This window comes from Paenalcaligenes niemegkensis (assembly GCF_022230885.1).
GTDB classification, from domain to species: domain Bacteria; phylum Pseudomonadota; class Gammaproteobacteria; order Burkholderiales; family Burkholderiaceae_B; genus Paenalcaligenes; species Paenalcaligenes niemegkensis.
Genome location: NZ_JAKGCT010000004.1, coordinates 55,767 through 81,706, shown reverse-complemented (window position 1 = coordinate 81,706; position 25,940 = coordinate 55,767). Strand labels below are relative to the sequence as shown.

General features: G+C 53.6%; 27 protein-coding genes and 2 pseudogenes. 23 read left to right on the top strand and 6 right to left on the bottom strand.

What is annotated here, in order from left to right; all coding sequences use genetic code 11:
• Positions 1-146: 146 nt before the first annotated feature.
• Positions 147-1,141 (bottom strand): annotated as a pseudogene (locus L1889_RS04275) (NUDIX hydrolase).
• A gap of 194 nt (positions 1,142-1,335) precedes the next feature.
• Here L1889_RS04275 and L1889_RS04270 point away from each other — a divergent pair.
• From L1889_RS04270 to L1889_RS04260, 3 genes are all read left to right on the top strand, one after another.
• Positions 1,336-2,061, top strand: coding sequence for a PAS domain-containing protein (locus L1889_RS04270; protein ID WP_238664033.1), 726 nt, complete (start codon positions 1,336-1,338; stop codon positions 2,059-2,061).
• Positions 1,980-2,996 (top strand): methyl-accepting chemotaxis protein, encoded by a 1,017-nt coding sequence (locus L1889_RS18710; protein WP_238664032.1) that lies wholly within the window; start codon positions 1,980-1,982, stop codon positions 2,994-2,996. The genes L1889_RS04270 and L1889_RS18710 overlap by 82 nt, the downstream gene beginning before the upstream one ends.
• 252 nt (positions 2,997-3,248) lie before the next feature.
• Positions 3,249-4,850: a methyl-accepting chemotaxis protein gene (locus L1889_RS04260; RefSeq protein WP_238664031.1), complete on the top strand. Its 1,602-nt coding sequence runs from the start codon at positions 3,249-3,251 to the stop codon at positions 4,848-4,850.
• 16 nt (positions 4,851-4,866) lie between these two features.
• Here L1889_RS04260 and L1889_RS04255 read toward each other — a convergent pair whose 3' ends face one another.
• Both L1889_RS04255 and L1889_RS04250 read right to left on the bottom strand, forming a co-directional pair.
• Positions 4,867-5,700: an EcsC family protein gene (locus tag L1889_RS04255; RefSeq protein WP_238664030.1), complete on the bottom strand. Its 834-nt coding sequence runs from the start codon at positions 5,698-5,700 to the stop codon at positions 4,867-4,869.
• A 144-nt stretch (positions 5,701-5,844) separates the two neighbouring features.
• Positions 5,845-6,600, bottom strand: a complete 756-nt coding sequence (locus tag L1889_RS04250; protein ID WP_238664029.1) for an RNA polymerase sigma factor FliA — start codon at positions 6,598-6,600, stop codon at positions 5,845-5,847.
• A gap of 282 nt (positions 6,601-6,882) precedes the next feature.
• Here L1889_RS04250 and L1889_RS04245 point away from each other — a divergent pair, with 282 nt between their 5' ends.
• The 13 genes from L1889_RS04245 (at position 6,883) to L1889_RS04185 (ending at position 18,505) form a co-directional block, all read left to right on the top strand.
• Positions 6,883-7,302, top strand: coding sequence for a flagellar protein FlaG (locus L1889_RS04245; RefSeq protein WP_238664028.1), 420 nt, complete (start codon positions 6,883-6,885; stop codon positions 7,300-7,302).
• A 106-nt stretch (positions 7,303-7,408) separates the two neighbouring features.
• Positions 7,409-8,806: a flagellar filament capping protein FliD gene (gene fliD / locus L1889_RS04240; RefSeq protein WP_238664027.1), complete on the top strand. Its 1,398-nt coding sequence runs from the start codon at positions 7,409-7,411 to the stop codon at positions 8,804-8,806.
• 11 nt (positions 8,807-8,817) lie between these two features.
• Positions 8,818-9,237 (top strand): flagellar export chaperone FliS, encoded by a 420-nt coding sequence (fliS, locus tag L1889_RS04235; protein ID WP_238664026.1) that lies wholly within the window; start codon positions 8,818-8,820, stop codon positions 9,235-9,237.
• A 16-nt stretch (positions 9,238-9,253) separates the two neighbouring features.
• A complete protein-coding gene (locus tag L1889_RS04230; protein WP_238664025.1) occupies positions 9,254-9,592 on the top strand; it encodes a flagellar protein FliT in 339 nt (112 codons plus the stop codon).
• Positions 9,589-10,890 (top strand): flagellar hook-length control protein FliK, encoded by a 1,302-nt coding sequence (gene fliK, locus L1889_RS04225; protein ID WP_238664024.1) that lies wholly within the window; start codon positions 9,589-9,591, stop codon positions 10,888-10,890. The genes L1889_RS04230 and fliK overlap by 4 nt, the downstream gene beginning before the upstream one ends.
• On the top strand, positions 10,883-11,212 hold the full coding sequence (locus tag L1889_RS04220) for an EscU/YscU/HrcU family type III secretion system export apparatus switch protein (protein ID WP_238664023.1): 330 nt from the start codon (positions 10,883-10,885) through the stop codon (positions 11,210-11,212). The genes fliK and L1889_RS04220 overlap by 8 nt, the downstream gene beginning before the upstream one ends.
• A 125-nt stretch (positions 11,213-11,337) precedes the next feature.
• Positions 11,338-11,670 carry a flagellar hook-basal body complex protein FliE gene (gene fliE / locus L1889_RS04215; protein WP_238664022.1) on the top strand — a complete coding sequence of 111 codons (333 nt, stop codon included), beginning with the start codon at positions 11,338-11,340 and terminating at the stop codon, positions 11,668-11,670.
• 150 nt (positions 11,671-11,820) lie between these two features.
• On the top strand, positions 11,821-13,518 hold the full coding sequence (gene fliF / locus L1889_RS04210) for a flagellar basal-body MS-ring/collar protein FliF (protein WP_238664021.1): 1,698 nt from the start codon (positions 11,821-11,823) through the stop codon (positions 13,516-13,518).
• Positions 13,505-14,509, top strand: a complete 1,005-nt coding sequence (fliG, locus tag L1889_RS04205) for a flagellar motor switch protein FliG (protein ID WP_238664020.1) — start codon at positions 13,505-13,507, stop codon at positions 14,507-14,509. The genes fliF and fliG overlap by 14 nt, the downstream gene beginning before the upstream one ends.
• Positions 14,502-15,293: a flagellar assembly protein FliH gene (gene fliH / locus L1889_RS04200; protein ID WP_238664019.1), complete on the top strand. Its 792-nt coding sequence runs from the start codon at positions 14,502-14,504 to the stop codon at positions 15,291-15,293. The genes fliG and fliH overlap by 8 nt, the downstream gene beginning before the upstream one ends.
• A complete protein-coding gene (gene fliI / locus L1889_RS04195; protein WP_238664018.1) occupies positions 15,290-16,735 on the top strand; it encodes a flagellar protein export ATPase FliI in 1,446 nt (481 codons plus the stop codon). The genes fliH and fliI overlap by 4 nt, the downstream gene beginning before the upstream one ends.
• Complete coding sequence (fliJ, locus tag L1889_RS04190; protein ID WP_238664017.1) at positions 16,732-17,181, top strand: flagellar export protein FliJ; 450 nt, start codon at positions 16,732-16,734, stop codon at positions 17,179-17,181. Before fliI ends, fliJ begins: the two co-directional genes overlap by 4 nt.
• 562 nt (positions 17,182-17,743) lie before the next feature.
• On the top strand, positions 17,744-18,505 hold the full coding sequence (locus tag L1889_RS04185) for a flagellar hook-length control protein FliK (RefSeq protein ID WP_238664016.1): 762 nt from the start codon (positions 17,744-17,746) through the stop codon (positions 18,503-18,505).
• A 144-nt stretch (positions 18,506-18,649) separates the two neighbouring features.
• Here L1889_RS04185 and L1889_RS18335 read toward each other — a convergent pair whose 3' ends face one another.
• Complete coding sequence (locus L1889_RS18335; RefSeq protein WP_257793847.1) at positions 18,650-18,781, bottom strand: hypothetical protein; 132 nt, start codon at positions 18,779-18,781, stop codon at positions 18,650-18,652.
• 114 nt (positions 18,782-18,895) lie between these two features.
• Between L1889_RS18335 and L1889_RS04180 the strand changes: the two genes are divergently transcribed.
• The 7 genes and pseudogenes from L1889_RS04180 (at position 18,896) to fliR (ending at position 23,201) form a co-directional block, all read left to right on the top strand.
• Positions 18,896-19,252: a flagellar basal body-associated FliL family protein gene (locus L1889_RS04180; protein WP_308217660.1), complete on the top strand. Its 357-nt coding sequence runs from the start codon at positions 18,896-18,898 to the stop codon at positions 19,250-19,252.
• Positions 19,253-20,271, top strand: a pseudogene (gene fliM, locus L1889_RS04175) (flagellar motor switch protein FliM).
• Positions 20,255-20,821, top strand: a complete 567-nt coding sequence (fliN, locus tag L1889_RS04170; RefSeq protein ID WP_372871155.1) for a flagellar motor switch protein FliN — start codon at positions 20,255-20,257, stop codon at positions 20,819-20,821. The pseudogene fliM and the gene fliN overlap by 17 nt, the downstream one beginning before the upstream one ends.
• Before the next feature lie 12 nt (positions 20,822-20,833).
• Positions 20,834-21,229 carry a flagellar biosynthetic protein FliO gene (fliO, locus tag L1889_RS04165; RefSeq protein ID WP_238664014.1) on the top strand — a complete coding sequence of 132 codons (396 nt, stop codon included), beginning with the start codon at positions 20,834-20,836 and terminating at the stop codon, positions 21,227-21,229.
• Positions 21,230-21,377: 148 nt separating this feature from the next.
• Positions 21,378-22,121, top strand: a complete 744-nt coding sequence (gene fliP / locus L1889_RS04160) for a flagellar type III secretion system pore protein FliP (protein WP_238665852.1) — start codon at positions 21,378-21,380, stop codon at positions 22,119-22,121.
• A 10-nt stretch (positions 22,122-22,131) separates the two neighbouring features.
• Positions 22,132-22,401, top strand: a complete 270-nt coding sequence (gene fliQ, locus L1889_RS04155) for a flagellar biosynthesis protein FliQ (RefSeq protein ID WP_238664013.1) — start codon at positions 22,132-22,134, stop codon at positions 22,399-22,401.
• An 11-nt stretch (positions 22,402-22,412) separates the two neighbouring features.
• Positions 22,413-23,201: a flagellar biosynthetic protein FliR gene (gene fliR / locus L1889_RS04150; protein WP_238664012.1), complete on the top strand. Its 789-nt coding sequence runs from the start codon at positions 22,413-22,415 to the stop codon at positions 23,199-23,201.
• On the opposite strand, the gene L1889_RS04145 is transcribed toward fliR, so the two are convergent.
• Both L1889_RS04145 and L1889_RS04140 read right to left on the bottom strand, forming a co-directional pair.
• Positions 23,198-23,908 carry a 3'-5' exonuclease gene (locus tag L1889_RS04145; RefSeq protein WP_238664011.1) on the bottom strand — a complete coding sequence of 237 codons (711 nt, stop codon included), beginning with the start codon at positions 23,906-23,908 and terminating at the stop codon, positions 23,198-23,200. The two genes, fliR and L1889_RS04145, sit on opposite strands and share 4 nt — an antisense overlap.
• Before the next feature lie 6 nt (positions 23,909-23,914).
• On the bottom strand, positions 23,915-25,867 hold the full coding sequence (locus L1889_RS04140; protein ID WP_238664010.1) for a DUF294 nucleotidyltransferase-like domain-containing protein: 1,953 nt from the start codon (positions 25,865-25,867) through the stop codon (positions 23,915-23,917).
• Positions 25,868-25,940 lie beyond the last annotated feature (73 nt).

Here is a 25,940-nt window from a genome sequence, read left to right as displayed (position 1 = left end):
AATGACATGCGTTCATGCCCATGGACCTTATGCTAAACGTGAGCATAATTAACTGTCAAGCACAGTGCGAGATACCGTATTCAAAACAGTACACTCACACAATAAAACGAGATTCAGTTCAGGCTTAAGGAGTTTGGTTAGCAGGCTTATCGTGCAAGTGGAAGCTTGGTGCCGGCGATGGCTCGCTCGATAACCACATCGCCTTTGAAGCGAAATAGTTTAGCTGGACGGCCTGCGCCGCCCAGTGCGACCCCGCCAGTTTCTTCCACCAGATTCTGCTGTTCGATAAGCCGTCTGAAATTTTGCTTATGCAGGCCGCGGCCTGCCAGAGCCTCTACAGTGTGCTGAAGCTGCAGCAAGGTAAACTCGGGGGCATTAGCTCAAACACCACAGGACGATATTTGATTTTGGCACGTAAGCGCGCCACACCCGTAGCAAGAATGCGGCGATGGTCAAAACGCATCGGCAGGCCCAAAAGACCTTCTTCTTCCAAAGAATCAATAGCGTTGCCTGCCCGCAAGGCTTCGGGTATGAGACGCGCCTCAAACAACAGCTCATAACGCTGCAATGCCATGTCTTCGTTCCAGGCAGCCCCATCAAAACCGAAAGTGTAGCAAGCGCGCTGCCAACGCTGGTACTGTTCGGTACAAGCCTGGGCTGAGTTGGCCCAAGCCTGCAATTGAGGCTGGATCACAGTGCTTAACAGGGGTGATTCGCCCTGCCGGCGATCTTCCCACGGAAAGTAGCGATACCAGTCTTGCCAGCCCACATCGGCCACTGCCTGTTCATCGCCCTCCAGCGTAAGCCCCAGATAACTTACCGAGATAACCCGTTCGCCCGAGGCATCAAAACGGCCATGATCAGCAAAGGTATATAGCTGTTCTACATAGCCCAGGGGATGGTGGGTGCGTGTTTCGACCCATTCGCGCAGGCCGGTTTGCAATGAGCGGTGCGTATGCTCAAGCGGGCCCGACGGTAAAGCACGGCCACATTCGGTAGTAAGAACGCGCGGTTCACCTTGGCTTACCGCTGCTAAGACGGCCACAAGTTCAGTAGTAACAGCAAGTTCAGAGTGGTGGGGTGTCACAAAAAACCTAAGGCTGACGGTTACCGTTATGTGCCAACGGAAAAGCAAGGGCATTATAACCTGCTGACATTTCCACACTACACAAGCCATGCAAATTCGGTTTAGCTCATCAGAGATAATAAAAAACAAAGCGCCCCACCCTAAAGAATTCGGTAAATCTGCCGTCTACTGCTATCTCAGGCATGGCTTCAAGACACTTAAAAGCCTTTATTGCAGGGTTTTTCAAGCAAATTTCTTGCCATAACCCCATGAGTCCTTCGTCTGCTTTCATCAATCATGTATTGGTGGCTATTTATCGAGTTAACCCCTTAATGCGCAAAAACTTTCCGGTCACCCAGGTAGAAACCCAGCTACGCCCCGATCAATACTTGATCTCTAAAACGGACCTTAAGGGGCGTATTACCTACGCCAACCCTGCCTTTATTGAAATCAGTGGCTTCACCCGGGATGAACTGATCGGCAAAGCTCATAATATCGTGCGACATCCCGACATGCCCCCGGCTGGCTTTCACGATCTCTGGGAAACGCTAAAGGCTCAGAAGCCATGGCTGGGGCTGGTCAAAAATCGACGAAAAGACGGCGGTTACTATTGGGTTCAAGCGCTGGTTTCACCCCTTTATGAAAACCAGAAAGTGGTGGGTTACGCCTCGGTACGCGTTCGGCCCAGTGCCGAGCAAATCGCTCAAGCCGAACAGTTCTACCAACACCTTAACAAAGGCCGGCGCAGCAACCACACCCTAAAAGAAGGCCGTATCGCCCCCACCGGCTGGCGTCGGGCAAGAGAGCTATTGCACATGCCTTTCAATCGTTCATTACGATCCAGCATGTTCAGATTATCAGTCATGGCCATTGCCATCGTCAGCGGCACCACTTACCTTGCCCTGTCGGGGGCGTGGAGGCCGATCAGAAATCCGGCCTGGGCCTGCTGGTACTGGCTAGCCTTGCCCTGTTTATGGGCTACGGTTGGCGCATAGCTCAACGCATGGTGACATCATTGGCCAATGCTTCGCGCATTGCCCAGCAAATAGCCACCGGAAACCTGATGCTGCATATTGAAGATACACAATCCATCCCCCACAATGAGACTGGCCAACTGTATTTTTGTCTGGAGCTGATGCGTAAAAGCCTCACGGGCATAGCGTCCGACACCCACCGGGGCATCGAAGCATCCCTGCAGGCGGCTGCTGAACTGCATAGCAACAATCAGTACCTGTCCGAGCGCACTAATCACCAAGCTGATTCGTTACAACAAACTGCCGCCAGCATGGAAGAGCTAACCGTCACAGTGAAACAAAACGCCGACAATGCCGTGCTCGCCAGTCAGCTAGCCGACAACAGCATGCAAACCGCCAAACGAGGCGGAGTTGCCGTAAACGAGCTAGGCATCACGATGCAAGACATACACGACAGCTCACGCCAAATCACTGACATCGTAGACCTTATAGACGGCATCGCCTTTCAAACCAATATTCTGGCATTGAATGCGGCTGTAGAAAGCGCTCGTGCGGGTGAAGCAGGCCGAGGTTTTGCCGTTGTAGCGGGCGAAGTGCGCAGCCTCGCGCAACGCAGCTCTAAAGCGGCGGGTGAAATCAAAACATTGATAGCAGAATCAGTGACGCGCATGAATGAAGGTGTGCATAAAGCCGAACAGGCAGGACTGACCATGAAAGACATAGAAGAGTCTGTGCAACGGGTCAGTGACATTATCAATGAAATCACCTACGCCTCAGAGGAACAAGCCATCGGGCTGCACCAAATCAATATCGCCGTTTCAAACATGGATGAGGTGACCCGCCAAAACACCAGCCTTGTCGACAACCTGGGGGCAACGGTAAGCGCCATCTCGGAACAGGCTCAAGAGCTTGATCAGTCTATACGGGTACTTAACAGCCAAATCCCCAGGCATTGACTGGCCAAGCAAACTGATGTCATTGCATGGCTGAATGCCGCTTTCCGACCCGCCTTATAATCACTTTCTACATATGATTACATTAACTTTCAAAGTGTTATTAATCGAACCCTAAAGTAATAATGCCATAACGCCGTTAAGAAGGCCTAGACACTAATTTTAAAATTAGCGGGTCCTTATAACGGCGGTCACATTTAACGCAGAATCGCCCTTCTTAACGTACATCGTAAGTTTTATGTAGGGGACGAAGCTATGCGAATAAACTTACCGATTACCCAGGTGGAGACAACCCTTGGGCCAGAACAATACCTTATTTCCAAAACGGATCTAAAGGGGCGAATTACTTACGCCAACCCTGCGTTTATTGACATCAGCGGCTATGCTCGCGAGGAACTCATCGGTCAGCCTCAGAATATCGTACGCCATCCCGACATGCCGCCCGAAGCCTTTGAGGATTTCTGGACTACCTTAAAAAATGGCCGTCCCTGGATGGGACTGGTAAAAAACCGTCGCAAAGACGGAGGGTATTACTGGGTACACGCCCTAGTCGCCCCCATTTTTGAAAACGAGACCATAACGGGCTACGCCTCAGTACGCGTCAAACCCTCTGCCGAACAAATTAACGAAGCCTCTGCCTTCTACGAACAGCTAAGCAACAAGCAGACTCGGGGGCGCGCCCTGCAGCGCGGCAATATCGTGCCCACTGGCTGGCGCTGGGCGCTACATAGCCTGAAACGTCCTTTTAGCAATAACATCCCGGGAACCCAGGTACGCATGGCGGGGCTTGCCATCATCGCAATGCTCGTCACCGCTGCCAGCATCACTCATCCCGCCTTGGCAGAACCCGACTGGCTACGCTTTGTACCTCCAGTCGTAATGGGCTTATGGATAATGGCTTATGCCAGACGTTTGGCCCGCCGTATCGCGAATCCCATTCGGCATGCCTCGATGGTGGTACAGCAAATCTCCACTGGCAACCTGCTTCTGAAGCTGGAGCAACTTGGCCTGGAAGGTTTTGAAGAAAACCAGCGGCTCTTTTTTAACCTGGATTTAATGCGTAAAAGCCTGACTGGCATCTCAGGCGAAACGCGCCGAGGAGTTCAGGCTGCCGACGAAGTCGTAGCTCAGTTGCACCATGCCAACGAGAGCCTTTCACTACGCACGCATGAGCAGGCCAACTCACTACAGCAAACCGCAGCCAGCATGGAAGAGCTTACTGTTACCGTGCAACAAAACGCCGACAATGCCCAATTGGCTAATCAGCTTGCCAGCAGCAGCATGGAGACCGCACAGCGTGGTGGCGCTGAAGTCAGCAATCTGGTGGGCACCATCCAGGACATACACCAAAGCTCCAGGCAAATTGCGGATATCATCACCATTATTGAAGGCATCGCCTTTCAAACCAACATTCTGGCCTTAAATGCCGCCGTAGAAAGTGCTCGCGCTGGTGAGGCGGGCCGAGGCTTCGCTGTCGTGGCAGGCGAAGTCCGCAATCTCGCCCAGCGCAGCTCGCAAGCCGCAGGCGAAATCAAGACACTGATCCAAGAATCGGCGAGTCTGGTTAGCACAGGCGTATCCCAGGCGGAAATCGCCGGCCAAAGCATGCGCAACATGGTGGAGGCGACCCAGCAAGTCAGCAGCGTCATCGCTGAAATTTCCAGTGCATCACTAGAACAAGCCACAGGCCTGCAGCAAATCAGCCAAGCCATCACGCAAATTGACCACGCCACCCACCAAAACGCCGATTTTGTAGAACGCCTTGGTGAGACTGTTGCCCAGTTGGCCCACGAGACTCAAGAGTTGGACGTCGCCATACGCGTGCTGGCGACCGAAAGCCATGTACAATTTCATTAGCTTCGTTGCGCTCACATTAGCAGCCCTTGCGCATCACCACATACTCGGCCTTCACCGCTTCATACCCATACTTATGCTCCAGCCGTTTAATGATGAAGTGTCCGCGTGCCATTTCCTGGTAAAAGTCGAGAAATAACGTGTTGATAGTCGCTCCGGTGGCTGCGCCCAGCAAGGGAACGGCCTGGGCGGCAAACTTATTGGTGATAACGACGCCGAACTGGCTGGCTACTTTTTCAATTAAGGCGGCCAGCCATTTTCCGGCCTGTGATGGGGTGAAACTTGCGCTCATCGCATGAGCGCCTTGTTTGGCTGCGATTTCAACAAGCTCTTTGGATAAATGACGCATGGTTTCAGTGGTGAAGCCACGCGTAAGGTAGTAGCCGGTTTCAGTTGCGTCATCGCTTTTGGTCTTTCCACCCATTGCAAAGACTTCGACACAGGCTAGCTTGGTCGTCAGATCCTGTAGATCGAAGCCTTCACTACGCGCGATATCAGCCACCGAACGCATCATCAAGGTGGTAGATATGGGCAGCTCTACAAACAAGGCGGCAAAACCAAATGCCCCACCTATGGCTCCTGAGCCTGCTGCATAGAGCTTATGCAGCTTATTTGAAGCCAATTTATTAGGCGTATTGTCCAGGCTGCTTAGCGCTACATCTACTGACTTGTGTAGCGCTGCCTCGACCACTCCATTAACCTTTTTTGAAACGGATGCGGGCAGCCTTTTCACAGCCCCCTCGATGGGCGAGCCGATAATGTTAGACAGCCTTGCGGTGATAGAGGGTGCCTCAAGCAGCTTCACGGCCAATTTAAGGTCGCTATAGTCCTTTGGATCATCGTGGATGGACACGGTAGCCTCCTGATTATGGTCGATGCGATCTCATGTCTATTTTGACAGATCGCGCACAACTCAGGGGCTTGTATGCGCTTCCAGTTTCTTAAAAAACTGCGCTACCTCTTATGAATAGATTTCTTCTTTTCCACTTAACCTGTACTACAGCAAGTGCTCCGCCACTTCCTCAGGCCTGCCGTGCCACTGAGCGCTGGCCAGACTTGCACGTATACGCGCTATGGCTTGGGATCTAAGCTGTGACACGCGCCCTTCAGTCACTTCCATCACGGCAGCGATTTCTTTTTGATTCAGGTCTTGTTCAAACTGGAGCGCGAGCAAGAGCTTCTCTCGCTCGGGAAGGGCATTAATAGCCTCAATCAGCGCCAGACGAAGCTCGTTGGAAACAATCTGATTAAAAGGATTGTCTGTATGGACGGTACTTTCAGCACTGGACAAAAACTCAAGCACGTCGCCCCCGCCCTCGGACCGTCTGGCCAGGTCTTCATAATGCACCACCTGAACTCCGCTGGCCTCTTCGAGCAACAATCGATACTGCTCGAGACCTAGCTGTAGCTCGTCGGCAACTTCCTGCTCAGAAGGTTCGCGCATGAATCGCTGACGTAGCGCGCTTAGCGCCAATTCGATAGTACGCGCTTTGGTTCTGACACTACGCGGCAGCCAGTCCTGACTGCGCAGCTCGTCGACCATGGCACCACGGATGCGTGTGACGGCGTAGGTTTCAAATTGGGCCTCAGCCATGATTTGATAGCGCCTGATTGCATCAAGCAGGCCCATCATGCCCGCCTGAATCAGGTCGTCAAGCTCGACGCTGGAGGGCAAGCGAGACACCAGCTGCAGTGCCTGGCGACGGACCAGCGGAGCATACTGCTCGACCAGAGAGTCTTCAGAACTGAACATGACAAGTAATCCGGCAGTTTATAAAAATATGATCTTATTCTCGCGCCCACTCTCCCAACTTGTTCTGTGGATCAATAAAGAGAATTGCAGCCTATTCTTCCCATTGCTCAGCCGCATCCTGTCAACACGCGCCTTATTCCAGAAAAGTTTGCTGCGCCATGGGGCTAAAGAAGCGATTCAAGCAGCCGTAAACCGCTTTAAGCACAGGTGGAGGCGTCTGAAAATGGCTGTATTTATACACGATCGCTACCGCCAATTACTCTAGCTTCCGGAGCCAAATCCATGATCGATCCTCTTGCCGTTCATTCTTTCACCCATGCTCCAGCCGGCCTTGCTGGCCCAGATGCTGATGAGAATTCCGCCGTGCAAAACATCAACGTGGCCGCCACGGTAAATGCTCCGGAGAAGACTCAAAGCGCCGCAAACGACGCGAGCGTCAGGCCACACATGAAAAAACAGCCTGCTGCTCACGAGCACGAAAGCAGCTCGCTGGATAAAGCCCTGGAACACTTAAACGATTCGATGAAAGCCTGGGCAACGGGTATGCGTTTTGATATAGACCCGGATACCCAGCGCATTGTTTTAACATTGATAGATAACGAATCGGGTGACGTGCTTCGTACAATCCCATCTGAGGCGGCCTTAGCGGTTGCCAAGATGATTATTCAATTCCAAGGTAATGGCATCAATACCAAAGCCTGACTGTCTCGGTACAGATAAGTAGCAAGCTACAGCAGTTTATACGGCTTAACAGGCGCTTTGTCTCGCACGGTATTACGGCAAAATAATGCTCAAGGAGTAAAATCAAATGGCAATATCTTCAATTGGAGTAGGTTCAGGCCTTCCCCTGGACGACCTGCTCGCTGATCTGCGCAAGGCAGAGAACAGTTCTTTGGTCTTGATACAGAACAAACAGATCGAGGCCGAAAACCGCCTGTCCGGCTATAGCAAACTGAAAAGCGCCATCGACGCCTTGCAAACTGCAGCCAAGACCCTGGGCAACACAGATACCTACGGGGCACTGCGCGCAAGCTCGTCTAAAGACTCCATCAGGGTCACGGCCGACAATACCGCCATTGCCGGCAATTACAGTGTCAACGTCACACAGCTGGCTAGCGCACACCGCCTGACCTTCGCCCCGCAAGCCAGCCGTAGCGATGCCAACAGCGAAACTGAGGGCGGAACTCTTAGCGTCACCCTGGGTAATGGCGATCAGCACGAGATCAGCCTTGAAGGTTTTTCAAATTCTCTCGAAGGCATGGTCAAGGCCATTAACAGTGACTCAAAACTGGGAATCAGCGCAACCCTGGTAAATACAGGCGACCCCGACGCTCCGCATCGCCTGATGATCACTGCCAACAATACGGGTACTGACGCATCAGTCAGCAAGATCGAGATCAGGGACAACGCCGAGCTCAACGCTTTTTTCGGCTTCGATGCCTCCAGTCCTGACGACAGCGATTTCACACAGACCCTGGCAAACAATGCCAAGCTCACCATCAATGACATCGATATCACAAGCCAAAGCAACACGGTAGAGAACGCCATTGAAGGCGTTACACTGAGGCTGAACGAGTTAAGCAGCGATAGCGACGTCAATATCAGCATAGTCCGCGATGACAGCGTAGCGACTAAAGCCATCAAAGGTTTTGTGGATGCCTACAATTCCCTCCACAGCACACTTAAGTCGCTCACCAGCTACGACGTAGAAGCACAGCAAGCCAGCGCCTTAACAGGCGACTCCTTAACTCGCCGTATACAGTCCCAGGTTCGGGATTCGCTGAACGTTTTTTCTGAAGAAGGCAATCTGCGCAACTTAAGCCAGTTAGGCATCACCACCGACCCTATAGACGGCAAACTTCTGATCGATGACACTAAACTCGAAGCTGCCTTAAAAGACGACCTGGTTGATGTCACAAAACTGCTGACCGGCGACAACGGCTTAAGCAAACGCGTTATGGACGTCACTGAGCCCTATCTGGATAAAGACGGCTTTATCGATAACGTTAACGAGAGTATTAACGAAAATATCAAACAGCTGGCCAGCCAGATGATCAGGGCCGAAGAGCGTATTGATATAAAAATGGAAAACTACCGACGCCAGTTTTCTCAGCTTGACGTCATGGTGAACCAAATGAATGGCATCAGTAGTTATTTAACCCAACAGTTGTCCATGCTTTCGAACATGAACAACAGCAATTCATAGTTGATGACAACATGACGTACTCTGCCCACCGGCAAGGCTACAAACGGCACTCGGCTCAAGCCTATGCAAATGTAGGCCTTGAAACCGAAGTGCTAAGCGCCAGTCCTGAACATCTGATTACCTTGCTGTATAACGGCGCCCGGGCTGCGATCATGCAGGCAAAGCTGCATTTGCAACAGGGCAATATTGCACAGCGCGGCATGGCTATATCCAAAGCCATCGACATTGTTGACTCAGGCCTGAAAGCCTCGGTCAGTGTCGAAGAAGGAGGCGAACTCGCCACCAACCTGATTGCCACCTACGAAATCATTATCCATAATTTATTACGCGCTAACATGCAAGCCGATGTCATCAAGCTCGACCTCGCCGAGCAGTTGCTTAGCGAACTCAGTCAGGCCTGGACAACTGCGGTTGACACGCAACGAGCGTAGACATTAGGCACCTATCATGAGCACAAATACCTCAACACTTCTGCAGCATTACGAAGTTATCGCAGAAATCACGCGCAATATGCTCGAGCTTGCGCTGGTTAATGAGTGGGACGAAGTGGTTTCACTAAGCGAGCGTTACGTACATGCGGTTGATCAATTACGTGAAGTGGATACGCTTAGCGCCACTGACAGGGCTGCCAGACGGCAGCTGCTAAGCAGAATCCTAGAAAATGATGCTCAAATCCGCCATCTTGCGATGCCTGAACTCGGACGGCTGAACCAGCTACTCGGCAATATGAAACGTCAGCAAGACGTTCTGCAGGCCTACTGCGCGCCAAGCATTAATCACGCATGAGCATAGGTGGCTCCTCGCCCCTGGGTACTCTTTTAATACAGCGTCTCGACGCTGCATTGGGAAACACCACGGGTCAGCAGAGCAACATAGTAACCGGTGCACGCCCTGACGCAGTAAGCCAAAGTGCGCAGGCCGAACGAACCCAGGCCCTTCAAAATCAGACGGCGCGACATCCGCGAGATCTGATAGACCAGACACAGCAACAAGGCCAGCAGCCTGGCAAAGATACGGTTCGGCACGGAACTCAGCTTGACAATCGCCAGGCTGCGATTGAAGCCCTTCTACGCCATACCAACAGCAGCGCGACGCAGTCGGCGCCAACCACCCTGGGCCGTGCAGCGCGCACCATCCTTGAAATTATCGAACGCTTCCCCGACGGCTCGGCACCGCTGCAGGGGCGCCAGCCAATTATTAGCAGCCCCCGCTTACAGGCTTTGCTTCAAGAGGCCTTACTCAGTGGCCAGGCACTGCATTCGCGTGCCCGTTCAGCTTCCAGCAGTTTGCCAGGCGGCGTGGTCTCGCAATCGGCTACGCCACCCGGCACGACAGCTGGAGCAAAGCTTCAGGGTTCTGCCGGATCGCCCGGCTCCGTACCGCCCGCTCAAATCGCTTCGTTACTGCCGCACCTCAAACTGGATCAGCTAGTGCAGCATCTGGCACAGGGCCTGCGCACCACACTTCAGCAAAGCGGCATGTTCTATGAATCACAGCTTGCACAGCTTGCTTTTGGCAAAGGCAACTTGAGCGATCTCAGGCTGCAGCCACAAAATACACCTTCTGCTGATTCAGCTCTGCCCTCTTCGAACCGCTCTTCATCTGCCGATGCAGGTGAGCTTGCCCGAGGCTCCAACCCAGCGTCCCCCAGCTCTACACCAGCAGCGGGTCTGCTGCCAGGCCAGGACGGCGGCCATCTGGCCCTGATACGTCAGCAATTAGAAGTGCTGGCTGCCCAGCAGTTCGTGTGGCGCGGAGAAGCCTTGCCGAACCTGCCTCTGGAATGGCGAGTGGAACGTGAACAAGAGCACGAAGGTTCACCCAATCACCGGCAAACCGTCAACAGTGAACGCTGGAACAGCAAGCTACTAATGCAATTACCCAGCCTGGGCTCTATCGAGTTCCAGGTCAGCCTGAATCAAAAACAGGTCTCGCTGAGCATACGAGCTTCAGACGCCGCTGTCACTCTTCGCCCCCACCTGCAGGATCTGGACAAACGCTTACGCGCCCGTGGGCTCACAATTGAGAGGCTATCCCTAAACGCGACAGATACAAACAGCGGAACGACGGCACCAAATGAGTGATCAAAAAATCTTCCGGCCCCCTCGCCGCAACAGCGCAGTGGCCATCCGCTACGAAGCTTCTGACGCGGCTCCCAAGGTGGTGGCCAAGGGGTACGGGAACGTGGCCGATACCATTATTCGGACGGCCCGGGAAAACAACCTGCATGTGCACGAATCACGCGAGCTCGTCAGCTTGCTCATGCAGGTCGACCTCGATCGGCACATCCCTCCCGAACTCTATTTGGTAGTAGCCGAACTGCTCGCCTGGGTTTATGCCATTGAGGGCGAAACCCAGAGTTCAAGCCCATTTGAAGACGTGACCCCTAAGCCAGAAGAACAGTAACCACTGAAAAGCCCAGTTTTTTGGCGGTAGATGCACGCCTTACATTTGCTTAGGTGCGGGTACATTAGCTCATGTAATCGGCCTGCTATGTGCTGGCGAGACGTCTTGTTTTGGGCTAAGAATCAATGTCAACATCACCGCTTTCCAGTTTAGAGTCCGTTCTAGGACAAATGCGCGCCATCAGCGCCAGCGCTACGGGCCAGCCTCAACGCAGCTCCTCTGCTGCCGAAGATAGCGGCGGCTTCGCTGCCGAACTCTCCCGGTCACTGCAGCGCCTTTCCGCCACGCAAAACCACGCTTATCAGCAAGCACAGGCATTCGAGGCCGGTGCGCCTGATATCGCGCTGAACGACGTCATGATTGATTTGCAAAAAGCCAATATCGCTTTTCAGGCCTCGGTGCAGGTACGTAACCGTCTGGTTGCGGCCTACCAGGAAATTGCCAGCATGCCGGTCTAAGCAGACCATGCTCCGCAATGGGCTATCAGCTATCCATCGTGATGACTTCCGTTTTGCCAACCCATTAACTGTGTTCTGCATGCAAGATCCTATTTTACAGAGCCTCGCTTTGCTGGTTCCACCACTCCATCAGTTGCTACGAGATAAGCCGTGAACCAGGCTACCCAAATATTCTCCCGGGTTCCGGGCTTTACAAAAATCCAGTCCTTGCCTCGTCCGGTGCAGCTGGGGCTGGCCGCAGCTTTGGTTGCGCTGATCGTAATGGCTGCCATGTGGTCAAAGGCACCGGCTTACAGCGTACTGTTCTCTAACCTGGACGATCGCGACGGCGGCGCAATCGTCAGCTCGCTGACTCAACAAAACATTGCCTACCAGTTCTCTGAAAACGGCAGCGCCATCCTGGTGCCCAAGGAGTCTGTGCACGAAATACGTATGCAACTGGCCGCGCAGGGCTTACCCCGCGGCGGCAACGTAGGCTTCGAACTCATTGATCAAGCTCGTTTCGGGGCCAGCCAGTTTACCGAGCAGATTACCTACCAGCGTGCTCTTGAAGGCGAACTTGCCAATTCAATCCGTGCCGTCCATGCGGTGCAGGAAGCCCGCGTCCACCTCGCCCTGCCACGCGAAAGCCTGTTCGTGCGCGATCGCCAGGAACCCACAGCATCCGTGCTCGTCAGCCTGCATGCGGGCCGCAACCTTTCTGAAAGCCAGGTATCGGCGATCAGCTGGCTCGTCTCATCCAGCGTTCCCAACCTGAATGCCCAAAATGTATCGGTTGTCGACCAGGATGGCAGACTGCTCACCATGCCCAGCGGTGAAAGCGGATCCGACTCGTTGCAGCGCAGCTTCGTCAATGATATTGAACACCGCTCTGTTCAACGCATCCTCACCTTGCTGAACCCCATCCTTGGCCCAGGCAACGTACGAGCCCAGGTCAGCGCCGATGTCGACTTCTCCAGACGCGAACAAACCTCGGAAATCTACAAGCCCAACCAGCGTCCTGGCGAAGCGGCCATACGTAGCGAACAAACCAGTACCTCCATCAACAACAACGTCAACCCGGCCGAAGGGGTGCCGGGCGCCCTGACAAATCAGCCGCCAGGCAATGCAGCAGCACCCATTGTGAACCCCAATGCCGGCGCCCAAGCTCAAAATGAAGGCGGCAATGCCAGCCCTGACGATGCCGACGCACCGAATCAGCAAAACCTGATCAATCAGCTCAGTAACCAGGCTAACTCTGTCTCGGCCAGTGGTAGCGCTCGCAGCGATGCCACCACCAATTACGAAGTCGACCGCACAATCAGCCACGTGAAAGGGCCTATGGGCGAACTCAAGCGTCTGTCAGTAGCCGTGGTGCTCAATTACCGCAAGGACGAGAACGATTTCGTCGCTCTTGACGCAAACGAGCTTGAAAGCATACGCGATCTCGTGCGGCAAGCAGTGGGCTACTCCGACGAGCGCGGAGACACTTTAAGCGTCGTCAACAGCAAATTCAGTGACGCTCCGGACTATTCCGTGCCCTTCTGGAAAAACAATGACTATATCGAGCTAGGCATGACCTTGATTAAGTACCTGCTCATCGCCCTTCTCTTCTTCCTGTTTTGGCGCATTGTGATCAACCCAATCATTCAGGGGCTGATCCAGGCTTCCAGCGAAGCAGAAGCCCGCCGCGAAGAGCTTGACCTGGATCGCGAACGTCAACAGCAGGCGCAAAAGCAGGCCAACGACATTAATCGCTACGAAGACAACCTCAACACCGCACGCACTATGGCTGAAAAAGACCCACGTGCAGTCGCCATGGTGCTTCGTAGCTGGATGAGCAAAGAAAGCAAAGATGACAAGCGCTGATAGCAAAATCGAAGAAAGCGCCATTTTAATGATGGCCATAGGCGAAGATGCCGCCGCCGAAGTATTCAAGCACCTGAACCCTAAAGAAGTTCAGGAGCTGGGCATGGCCATGGCAGATCTCAAGCAGTTAACCCGCGCTGACATGGATAATGTGCTTGAAGAGTTTCGTCAGGAAGCTGACCAGTTCATGGCGGTCACCCTCGACTCCAATGCGTACATTCGCTCCGTGCTGAATAAAGCCCTGGGCTCAGATCGCGCCGCTGGCCTGATCGAGGACATTCTTGATGCCGGCGACGGCACCAGCAGCGGTATTGATGCGCTGAATTGGCTTGATGCACACAGCGTGGCAGAACTTATCAGCGATGAGCATCCCCAAATCATCGCCACCATCCTGGTTCACCTGGAGCGCGACCGTGCCGCTGATATCCTCACCCAGCTCCCCGAACGACTGCGTGATGATGTGGTGTTGCGGGTGGCAACTTTTGGCGGAGTACAGCCTACCGCCCTGCACGATCTAACTGAGGTGCTTAATGGCATGCTGTCAGGCCAAGGCGCCAAGCGCAGCAAAATGGGTGGTACCCGTACCGCAGCCGAGATTCTTAACTATCTCAGCGCCAATGACGAAGAAGCCATTATCGGTAGCTTGCGCAGCATGGACGGTGATCTCACCTCGCGCATCGTCGAAGAGATGTTCGTCTTCGACAATATGGCTGACATCGAAGATTCAGCCATTCAACTGGTGCTTAAAGAAATCGACACAGTCTCTCTTACCATTGCCCTCAAGGGCGCTGAAGAAGAGCTACGTGAAAAGTTCTTCAGGAACATGTCCAATCGTGCTGCAGACATGTTGCGCGAAGACATTGAGGCCCAGGGGCCGGTACGCATGTCCAAGGTAGAGGAAGAGCAAAAAGCCATTGTAGAGGTCGCACGCAGACTGGCCGAGACAGGTCAGATCACTCTGGGTGGCTTGGGCGGTGACGAATATGTCTAAGCTCGGCGAGCCATCCCCCTACGCGCAGTCCCAATGGGAGCGCTGGGAAATGAAAGCCTTCGAACTGCCAAAGGCAGAACGACCTGACGCCAGCCCCTGCGACGGCAAGCAGACTCCCGACGCCGCAAGTCTGATGGCAGAAATTGAAAGCGCGAAGCAGGCGGCCGAAAAACGCGGGCATGCTGACGGCTATGCACAAGGACATCAGCAGGGGCACCAGACGGGGCTGACTGAAGGCCATGCCGAGGGTCTGAACAAAGGTCTGGACGAAGGCCATGCCAAAGGATATAGCGAAGGCTACGAAGAAGGCTCTGTTCAGGCCAGACGGGAAGCAGAGCGCCTTGCCGAACTGGTTGCTGCAACTCAGTCTGCCTTGAGCCGCATACACGATGACATGGGCCAGGCTGTATTAGCTTTGGCCGTCAAGATCGCAGGCCATGTCCTGCAAAGTACGCTGGAAGACGACCCCGCTCGCCTTCTTGATGTCGTTAAACAGCTTTTGCACCTGGACCCTGATGGAAAAAACCCCTTAACGCTATTTCTCAATCCCGGCGATTGTGAACTGGTCTCCGGTTACTTGCGCGACAACGAAAACACACAGGCCTGGCGCATTATTGAAGACGTCTCCATTACTGCTGGCGGCTGCCGTGCCCGTACCGCCCTGGGCGATATTGATGCCACGCTTGAGACTCGGTGGCGACGCGCCGTCACAACCCTCAACCTGAAGGGCCAACTGCCAACGCCCGGTCACCTTGCAGGGCCGCAGGCGGAGTCCGGCTCATGAGTACAAGCGCGACTCTGGCACAGCAATGGTCTGCACAGCTCGACAGCGCCGGTCTGCGCGTCATAGCCAGCGAGCCACTGCTCTATAGCGGCCGTATCACACGTGCGACCGGGCTTGTTCTGGAAGCCACCGGACTACGGCTTCCTGTGGGGGCTGCATGTCGTATTGAGGTTTCCGCCTCACAAAATAGATGGGCCGACGCTGAAGTCGTAGGTTTCGAAGGCTCCAGGCTCTTTTTAATGCCTCAAAGCGATACCTCAGGGCTAGGACCCGGAGCCAGGGTATTGCCGGTTGAATCCGGTTATGACGGGCCGGTTGCGCTGGACGCACAGGCCAAGGTCGTCTCCCCTCCTCCGCCAAATCTCTCTCACCATTTACCGGTAGGTCTGCACTTGCTGGGCCGTGTGGTCGACGCCGCAGGCAAGCCCTTAGACGGCTTGGGCGAACTGCCCCAGGCACACACAGCCAGCCTGAATACGGCACTGATCAATCCACTTTCTCGTGCCCCCATTGATACCGCTCTAGACGTAGGCGTACGCGCCATCAACGGTCTGCTCACAGTAGGCCGCGGCCAGCGCATGGGTCTGTTCGCAGGCTCAGGGGTAGGGAAAAGTGTATTGCTGGGAATGATGGCCCGATATACGCAAGCCGACGTAATCGTTGTTGGCTTGATTGGCGAACGCGGACGTGAAGTCAAGGAGTTCATCGAACACAACCTGGGAAGTGAGGGTCTGGCTCGCTCGGTAGTGGTGGCAGCACCCGCCGACGTATCGCCTCTGCTGCGCCTGCAAGGTGCTGTGTACGCTACTCGACTAGCCGAGTTCTTTCGTGATCAGGGCTTGCACGTACTGCTGATCATGGATTCCCTGACGCGCTATGCCATGGCGCAGCGCGAGATTGCACTGGCCGTGGGCGAACCGCCCGCCACCAAAGGCTATCCACCCTCAGTCTTTAATAAGTTACCGGCCCTGGTTGAACGTGCTGGCAATGGTGCGGTAACTGCCGATAACAGTGGCGGCTCAATCACGGCCTTTTATACGGTCTTAACCGAGGGTGACGACCAGCAAGACCCCATCGCAGACTCGGCTCGTGCCATTCTCGACGGCCATATTGTGCTATCGCGCAGCCTGGCCGAGACGGGCCATTACCCGGCCATTGATATTGAAGCCTCGATATCACGCGTCATGTCGTCCATCGTACCCAACGAGCAATTTAAATCGGTGCACCGCTTCAAGAGCCTGATGTCACGCTATCAGCGCAATCGTGACCTGATTGCCGTAGGTGCTTACAGCAAAGGCAACGATCCCGGCATTGACGAAGCAATTGAACGCTTCCCCTGGCTGGAAACCTATTTACGCCAGGACGTGGGCGCTCGCGTTAACTACGAACAAGCGGTAACTGAACTTCATGCAGTACTTAACCACCGACAGGATCTGCCATGAAACATTCCAATGCTTTTGATCTGCTTATTGAGCTTTCGACTCACCAGACCAACGAGGTCGCGCAAAAGCTCGGCAAGCTGGTCACCGAACGTGAACAGGCGGGCCTGCAGTTGGAGGCTCTCAATCAATATCGCCTGGATTATGCCCAGCGCCTGCTGGAAGCAGGCCAAAGCGGAGTAACTATGTCGAACTACATGAACTTCCGCCGTTTCATTGGCACTTTGGACGAGGCCATTCAGCAGCAAAATAAGCTGGTGGACATTCTCAACCAGAAAATCGCTCAACAACAGGCTATCTGGATCGAGGAAAAGCAGCGGCTCAACGCTTACGAAACGCTGCAAGAACGTCGCCGTGCCGAATTGAGCTTAGCCAATTCACGGCGAGAACAGCGTTTGAACGACGAAATGTCTGCCTCTTTATTTCAACGCGCCCAGCATTCTTACTGATATAGGGATTACACATGAATGCCACTGCTCTCGCTGCGGTTTCAACGGCAGCTAATACTGCCCCGGCAAACTCTGCGTCGCAGGGTTCTGACGCACACTCCGGTACCGGCGAGACAGCATTTTCTCAAGCTCTAGCGCAACAAGCTGATGCGCGCTCTTCCGCCCTTGACTCTGCTCGGGAACACAGTCAAAACCCAGGCAATAAAGTTTCAAAAAAACAGTCGCCTCAAAGCAAGAAGAGGCCAGCGAGTCATCGGATGAAGAAAACGATGCCCTTATCCAGGCAGCACTGTTTATCGCCAACGAATCAGCAGGCATACGTCATGCTTTAAGCCAAAGCGGACGTCACAGCAGCAAAGCTGATCTTGAGACGGCTGGGGAAAAGGCAACGCAGTTCATTCAAAACGCGCTCAGTTCCAACCACACAGATAAAACAAATTACAAGCTGAGCGGCCTGGCTGCTGGTGCAGATGCGATAAAAACCGCCGACTCCAAGGCAGCACGCTTAGGCATCCCAACAACTCTTTCGACTTTTTTAGTCAGCGATCAACGTCCGATTAACTTGTCTGAAGGTCGGAATACTGCTACCCAGACAGCGGATGGAAAATCAGCAACACGCATTAATGGCAAAATTGCCAGCCTCAGTACTCAGAGCCAGCTGAGCTCGAAAGCGGAAGCGTTGCATAGCGGCACTTCTGCCCCATCGGCCAGCGATCACGGTGACCTGCCATTCGCCATGGGACAGCTAATAAGCTCTGCACCGGCTGGCCCGGACATCGCGCCTCTTGACGTCGCAGCCCTGAACCCGGCACCGGGGCCGGCACACGGCACAAATACAAACACGGTCCCCCTTAGTCTAAATGCCGGTGTGAATGTACCGTTACACAGTCAGCAATGGGGACACGAGTTCGGCAAGCAAGTGCTTAACATCACGCAAGGTGCGCACAATGGCGTGCACCATGCCGAACTCAGGCTTGATCCACCCGAACTGGGGCCCATACGAATTAGCCTCAGCCTTAGCGATAACGTGGCTCATGCCTATATTGTTTCTGCTCATGCCAACGTACGCAGCGCCATCGAGCAAGCGCTTCCTCAATTGCAACAGGCTTTTGCGCAGGCGGGCTTATCGCTGGGGCAAGCCGATGTCGGTGACCAGGGCATGGCCCAGCAGTTTGCCCAAGACTCACAGGGCGAATCAGCTCAGCAAGGTCGCAGCAGTTTTGGCAGCTTGCTTGAGAACCCTGCACTTGCTTCCTCCAGCAACGACAGCAAGCCGGCATCGCGTGTCTTGAACCCCAACGCACTGGTGGACACCTTTGCCTAATCCATTGTTAACGGAGTGCCGTGCAGAAACGCTGAGTTGCAGTGCAATTCACGGATTAAGGCTGCAATCGTGGCCTTGTTCAAACGCACTCCCCAGCACATCCCAGGGCATAATTCTTAAAGGGCTTATTTTGCGGCCAGGCCATTAGCCTGCTGCTTTACTGAATGATATGGCGACTTCAACCAACGCACGCTCGCGCGCTCCACTCGATACACCCAGGCCCAAACGTAATGGGAAAGGGTCAACCCTTGTACGTTCCATAAAAATAATAGTCATGGTGCTGCTGATTATCGCGGCCAGTGTAGCTGCGACCCTGTATTACGCTAGTAGCCTCGGCGGACTCTCTTTTTAAAAGCGAACGCTCAAACACCCGATGCTGCGGGTGAGAACATCCCTGCATCGGAAACCAATACACCGCCTCCACTATCCATCAAGCCTATTTTCACCTCGCTTGATCCCTTCACCGTCACCCTTAACGACGGAAGGCGTACCCGTGTTCTGCATGTGGCCATTACCCTGCGGGTAGAGGATGACGCTTCCCGTCGACTGGTCACCGAATTTATGCCAATGGTCCGCGATCGTGTCCTTAAGGTTTTAGCTGCCCAGGACCCATCCCGCATACAAAGCGCTGAGGGCCGTGAAGAACTCGTTATTGCACTGACTGACAGCCTGCGTAGCTCTTACGATCCGAGCCCCGCTACGCCACGTATTTCCGACGTTTTATTCACCGCTTTCGTGATCCAGTAAATGTCGTATCAAAGTTTTTTATCTCAAGACGAAGTCGATGCCCTGATAGCAGGGGTCACTGGCGAAGGTGTGGAACCCGAAGTCAAAGAGGCCCTTAGTTCAGGGGTGCGGCCGTATGACCTCGCCTCACCCGAACGGGTGGTTCGTCACAGGATGCAAACGCTTGAGCTCATCAACGAGCGCTTTGCGCGCCGCCTGCGTGCCACCATGCTGAGCTTCATGCGCCGTAACGCCGACATTACGGTAGGTACGATTAAGGTTCAGAAGTACAGCGATTTCGAGCGTAACCTGCCGGTTCCCAGCAACCTGAACATGGTCAGCTTGAAACCACTGCGGGGGATTGCACTTTTTACTTTCGACCCTAATCTGGTTTTTCTCATTATCGACAGTTTGTTTGGCGGTCACGGTCGCTACAACACCCGCGTTGAAGGCCGTGATTTCACCACGACCGAGCAACGAATTATTGTGCGCTTGCTTACGCTAACACTGGAAAGCTACTGCGAAGCCTGGGAAAACATTTATAAGCTTGAATTCGAATATATTCGCTCTGAAATGCACACCAAGTTTGCCAGTATCAGCACAGGCAACGATTTGGTGGTCGTGACCTCATTTAACATCGAGTTCGGTGCTCAGGGCGGTAACCTGAACGTCTGCCTGCCCTACTCCATGCTCGAACCTGTGCGCGACCTGCTCATTCGTCCGCTGCAAGACACCAGCAGCAACGCCATCGATCAGCGCTGGACGCAGCAGTTAAGCCGCCAGGTACGCAGCGCCGATGTCGAGCTTATTGCCGACTTCCAAAAATCCATACGTCCATTGCCAGGCTGATGAAGCTGCGCAAAGGGGATGTGCTGGCCATTGATATTCCTGAAACGGTCAGTGCCCACGTAGGCGGTGTTCCAGTCATGGAATGCAGCTATGGCACATCGAATGGCCGTTTAGCCCTACGCGTGGAAAAAATCCTCGCCAATACTGAAACTGAATTACGAAAAGCGAGTCTCCATGACAGATCCAAATAACGACCTCGACTCCGCCGCCCACGAACCTCAAAACCTGGACGATGACTGGGCAGCCGCCATGGCCGAGCAACTTGGGGACGACAGCGCGGCCTCCAACACCAAATCCTCCTCCACGCAAGCCGACGGTTTAGCCGCCCAGCACCTGGATGACGATTGGGCTTCAGCTCTGGCCGAGCAAACCGCTGGTGGCGAAAGCCCTTCCAGTGTTTCTGCTGATGCCAGCCCTGCCGAGCCAGCCACCTCCGTTTTTCAGCCACTGGCAAGCGGATCTGCAGGCGGCAACAGTGACATAGACATGATCATGGACATCCCGGTGCAGCTTTCCGTAGAGCTGGGCCGCACTCGTCTGACGATCAAGAACATCTTGCAACTGGGGCAAGGCTCCGTAGTCGAGCTTGATGGGCTGGCGGGCGAACCCATGGATATTTTTGTAAATGGCTACCTGATTGCCCAAGGCGAGGTGGTGGTAGTAGATGAAAAATACGGTATACGTGTAACCGACATCATCACACCGTCAGATCGTATACAGCGCCTGAACGGCCGTCGGTAAGGCGAACTCAATATGCACGAGGCCGACATTGTTCGTATCAGCTTAAGCCTGGTGCTGATCATTGGCCTGATTCTTCTCAGCGCCTGGTTAGCAAAACGCAGCGGCCTGTTACGCCAGAAAGGGGCTCAGCGCATTGAGATCCTTAGCAGCCAAAGCGTAGGTCCGCGTACCAATCTGGTACTGGTGCAAGTGGCTGGTCAGCAGCTGTTGATTGGGGTGACGCCCCAGAACATCACTACCCTGCATCATCTAGGGGTAGCCAATGCTCCCACTACAGCATCTGGCATCCAGAATCCGGTTACCGATCAGCCCGCCGATAACGCTTACAGCCAGCAGCACAGCAACGCCAGCACTCCTGCAGCCTTCAAAGACCTGTTGCGGCGCAGACAGCAACACAACGTATCTTAATGCTAATCGCGCCCTTAATTCCTCAATTCAAGAATGGCGATTCCAGATGCGCTATGCGTGACAACCAGTGAAATTATTTAGCTTATTACACCGTGGCGGTGACAAAATTCTGCAATATGCAGCTATAGAGTGGCGCGCGCGTCGGCACATGCTTTATTTGCTTGCCCTGACTCTATTAGCGGGACTGACATGGTCAGGCAGTTCTATAGCCCAGGCCACGCTCCCGGCAATTACCTCGGCCTCAAATAGCGATGGCAGTCAGACCTGGTCATTAAGTGTAGAGACATTGGCACTACTTACGCTCATGTCTTTCCTGCCGGCCATACTGCTTATGATGACGGGCTTTACCCGCATCATCATCGTTCTGGGCCTGCTACGAAACGCCATGGGTACAGGAAGCGCTCCTCCAAATACCGTATTGGTTGGGCTTGCCCTGTTCCTGACATTTTTCACCATGGGGCCTGTTTTCGACAAAGTCTATGAAGAAGCTTACGGCCCGCTATCACGCGCAGAAATCTCCTTTCCTGTCGCTGTAGAGCGTGGCGCTGCCCCGCTTAAAGAGTTCATGCTGCATCAAACGCGAGAAACCGATCTGCAGCTCTTTGGTGAAATGGCCAACATAGGTGAAATAGCCGGCCCCGAAGCGGTTCCGCTCCGTGTGCTCGTGCCTGCCTTTGTGACCAGCGAGCTTAAAACCGCCTTTCAGATTGGTTTCACTATTTTCATTCCCTTTCTGATTATCGACCTCGTGGTAGCCAGTGTCCTGATGTCGCTAGGGATGATGATGGTGCCGCCGGTAACAATCTCATTGCCTTTTAAGCTCATGCTGTTTGTGCTCGCAGACGGCTGGCACCTGCTGCTGGGCTCGCTGGCGCGCAGCTTTTATATTTAGGAGCCTTTCGATGACCTCAGAAGTGGTCATGACCATGACCTATATGGCGCTGAAAACCGCTCTTATTCTGGCGGGTCCTCTGCTGCTGGTTACGTTGATTGTGGGGCTGGTCATCAGTATTTTTCAAGCCGCCACCCAGATCAATGAAATGACCTTGTCATTTATTCCCAAATTATTGGCTGTAGGCATTGCCGTAGTTATTCTTGGCCCCTGGTTAATAAGCACCATGGTCGATTACATGCAAAACCTGTTTCTGCAGTTGCCCAACATGGTTCAATAAGCGGTCCGGGCATGATTTCGGTCACCATCGAGCAGCTTTACGCGTGGATGAACGGCTTTCTATGGCCCTTTTTTCGTATTCTAGGGCTAATGGCTACCGCTCCGCTCTTTAGCGAATCCGCCATCAGCACAAAGCTTAAAGTTGGCTTTGCCGCAGCCCTTGCCATCGCCATTGCCCCTGCACTGGGGCCTATGCCTAACCTTCCTACCGCCTCATTTGCCGCCCTATTCCTGGCCGTCCAGCAAGTCATTATCGGAATTGCCCTAGGCTTAGTGATGCGGATTGTCTTTGCAACGGTGCAGACGGCGGGCGAATTTATTGGTTTGCAGATGGGCTTGTCCTTTGCCTCATTCTTTGATCCTGCCACAGGTTCTAACACGGCGGTGTTATCACGGCTGTTGAACCTTGTGTCGATGCTAGTGTTTTTAGCCGTAAATGGACACCTGATCATGCTGAGCGTGTTATTTCGCACCTTCGATATTTTGCCCATTCAAGTGGGCAGTCTTAACCCTAACGGCTGGGGTGTTCTCGTCGAATGGAGTTCTCAGCTGATGGTAAGCGGATTGCTGCTTGCTTTGCCACTGATTATCGTACTGTTGACCATCAACCTGGCATTCGGAATTCTTAACCGTACCGCCCAGCAGCTCACTGTGTTTGCCGTAGGCTTTCCCATTACGCTTTTAGTAGGCTTAATACTGCTCACGGTGGTTGTCCCGCAGATCACGCCTTTTTTAACCGATTTTTTTGATCGTGGATACGAGGCCATGCTTAGGCTGACCTACCGCTTATCAGGTGCTTAAAACACTGGAGACAGATGCTGGCGTACCTGCGCCCAGCTCTTATGCCGGGCGTAAAGATCCGCCCATGTACTGATGTCGGCTGCACGGGCCTTCGCCAGCACAATCAACAATAGCTCGGCAGTAATCGTAGCGTCTCCGAGGGCATTGTGCCGGCCCATTGGGTCAAGCTTAAAATGGCTAGCCCAGTATTCAAGTGTGTTTTCATTGTCAGCCACATCGTGCACCAGCATAGGCAAGAACTCGGCAATGTTCACCATATTAGGCCGAACACGCCATTTCAGCTCTTGCTTGAACGCATTTTGCAATAGCTGAGCATCGAAGCCGGCATGAAATCCTATCCAGACACACTCTTTACCCCAGTGGCATAGAGACCGTAACACGTTGGCAGCCACGTCTCCCTTTGCCAGCTCGCTGGGCATCAGACCATGAATCAACAGTGAGTCGCCCCGCAGCCGCCCGCCATGCCTCAATATGCGATAAAAACTGCTGCTGTAGCTTAGCTGCCTGTTCGAAACCCGCACGGCCCCCACCGACAGAATGCGATTTTTACGCAAATCCAATCCGTCGGTTTCTAGATCCACCACCAGATAAGGGGTCGTATGCAGCTCTACGTCTCTTGCATTAAGCCAAGGCTCTGATTCCAGCCCCACGCAATCGGGCCCAGTATCATCAAACCAGCGTTTACGTATCCTGTTAAATAGACTCATCGCGACCTAAATTCGATAACGCAGTTTCATCATGGTTTGCAAATGGCGCGCCTGTCGCAATGCTTCACGCAACATCCGCTTATCAAGAGGGTCCAGCCCGCCAGGTTCGATTCGATTGCTTAATTCCTCGCTAAGGCCAATTTGCTCCTGATGCTGCTGCATGCGCAACAGCTGCAAATAATTAAATGCCTGGGCATAACTACGTGCGTCTGCCTTGGGTAGAACTCCACGCTGTATCAAATGACGAATCCGCTCATGTGTACTGACCTCGATGCAGCCAGTGGACAAAGCCAGCACACGGATTGAGTCTACAAAAGGACTCAAGCCCTGATACTTCACATCAACCTGGGTTCGCGTTCCCAGAGTTGCGCCAAGCAAACTACGCAGGGTGTCTACGGCGGGCGGCTTGTTCAGCATGGCCGCTCGTGCCAGGGCGCGCTGGAAACGGGTATGCTCCACACAGAGCTGCTGTAAGTAACGGCGCAATACATTAAAGGCGGTGGGCTTACCCCACAGACAACGTAAGTCGAAATAAATACTGGACTCTAATAAATGACGCGGAGACGGGTTTTCGACCAATCGCGAGAAGGTCGCCTTCCACTCGGTCAACGATAAGCAGAGCTTAGGGTTACTGGCCATAATATTGCCTTTGCACCAGGCCAGACCGCACTCATCCAGCAAGGTGTTGACCCCATGGGCAAAAGCCACCAGTTGCCCGCGCCGCTGCTCTGTCTGCTCAGCGCCCTCGGCCTCGAATAAAATGGCATTATCCTGATCGCTAAACAGGGTTTGTTCGCCGCGCCCCTCGCTACCGAACAACATCCAGTTAAAAGTGAAATCAATTTCAGGATGCTTTTCAAGGCACAGCTCTATCGCCCGGCAACAGGTATGATCATTTAGCTGCGTAACCACATCCATAAGCTGATTAGCATTGGCCCCGTGAGCCAGCATCATCGTTACCAACGCCGGAATGTCCGAACGCGCTTCAATCAGGTTTTGGGTATTACTGGCATAACGTAGCTGCCGTGACAAATGCACCAGATCAACTCGTTGCAGTGCAAAGACGTCGCGCTCCGAGATTACGCCCACCAGCGCATCTCCGTCGGTAACACAAATATGCCCAATATGGTGTTGCGCCATTAACATGGCCGCCTCGAAGGCGCTGGAAGTATGAGACACCGTAACCAGGTTTGCACTCATGACATCAGCGACCGGATGTTGCAGTTCGTCATGTCCCTGGGCAACAATACGCCGTAAATCGCGCAGGGTGAAAATCCCTAGCAAGCCTGACTCATCGTCATTGACCACAATACTGCTGACAGCCTCTTTGTGCATGATACCAACCGCCCCGCTTACCGTAATGCCAGGGGGACAGGTTACGGTTTCCCGTTGCACCAGATTTTTAACAGGGGTGCTCAGGCTAATACTGGGGCTGCTTTGTTCATATGCGGTCTGACGAGCCTGCTCGTAAAGCTGTCCGAACAAGCTGCTGACACCACTGAAGGCAAATAAGCGCAGTGGCTCAGATCGCTTCAAAATTTCCAGCACATCCGCCTTAGCAATCAGGATACAAAAGGTGTCTTCCGCTGCCACGTGCAGACGTTGCGTAGAACGTTCACCCAAAAGAGCACCCAAGGGAAACATATCACCTGGCACCAGCAAGGCCTCGGTATCGGGTTCGAGATCAGCCTCCTCACCTTGGGCCGCCGCCGACACACTGACTTTAGCTACGCTGACCAGCCCCTGACGCACAATAAACAAATGATTGCAGACCCCGTCCTCAGGACCAACAATGGCTTCGCCTGCTGCGTAAAAGGCAAGACTTCCACGGCTGAGCAAAGCCTGCAAGTTGTCAGTGTGCATACGGTCAAATGGCGGATACACCTCGAGCAAGTGCACTAAAGACTGTAAATTCTGCTTTACGGCGTCCCTGCCCGCTTTAAAAAGTTGATCGTCCAAAAAACCTCTCTGGATGTTGCTGAAAACAGTGCGATTTTCACCACGAAAACCGTTGATTAATGAGTAGAAGGCT